The 862-nt window shown below is 59.7% G+C and carries 1 protein-coding gene; it reads left to right on the forward strand.

From position 1 onward, the window contains the following. Positions 1 to 774 (forward strand): substrate-binding domain-containing protein (locus tag CKO31_RS26170; protein WP_200243879.1); only part of this gene is annotated, 774 nt, incomplete at its 5' end. Positions 775 to 862 lie beyond the last annotated feature (88 nt).

Genomic DNA, 862 nt, shown 5'->3' on the forward strand with positions numbered 1-862 from the left:
ACCCTCTTCTTTGCCGCATCGGTCGCTGCCGAGACCGAACCCGTGACCGTGACATTCGCGGGCAGCACGACCGTTTTCCCGTTCATGGAACAGTTGACGCCATTGATGGCGAAGCATGGGATCGAGGCCAAGGTCCAGGCCGGCGGCTCGTCCGCGGGCTTCAAGGCAGCCAAAGCCGGAATCGCCGATTTTGGCATGATGTCCCGCGAGCTGAAGGAAGGGGAAAAGCCGCACGTGACGACCTTGGTGATGTCCCGCGACTGGCTGGTGATGCTCGCGAATGAGGCCGCGCCTTTCGATAACATCACCACAGAAGAGGTCCTCGATATCTATACCGGCAAGACCAAAGAGCTGGATGGCTATAAGATCAACGCCATCGCCAAGGAAGCCGGAAGAGGGACCAAGACGATCTTCGACAAATATTTCCAATTCGGAAGGGAGCACGACAGGCCGCTGGACAAGAGCCTGATCATTATCGGTCCAAACGGGCAGGCCATCACCACCGTGGCCGGAGACGAGCACGGCCTGACCTATCTGTCCTATTCCGCCGTAGACGCCGCCATCCAGCAGGGCGAGCCGATCAAGATGCTGACCCTGGATGGCGTTGCCGGCACCCCGGAGAATGTCGAATCGGGGGAATACACGCTGATGCGTTCGCTGAACCTGGTGTACAAGCCGGAAAACAAAGCGCTAGCCGAAAAGGTAAGGAACGTCCTGGCGACCGATGAAGCGCGCACGATCCTGATCGACGGCGGGCTGCGGCCTATCCATTAAGCGCAACCCGGCAACCGGGCGTGCGTTGCCCTGCTTGGTTTTGGTCCTGGGTGCGCCTGGTCGTGGAAGAGACCGCTTCTTTCCAGGC

The organism is Thiohalocapsa halophila (assembly GCF_016583825.1).
Lineage (GTDB): Bacteria > Pseudomonadota > Gammaproteobacteria > Chromatiales > Chromatiaceae > Thiohalocapsa > Thiohalocapsa halophila.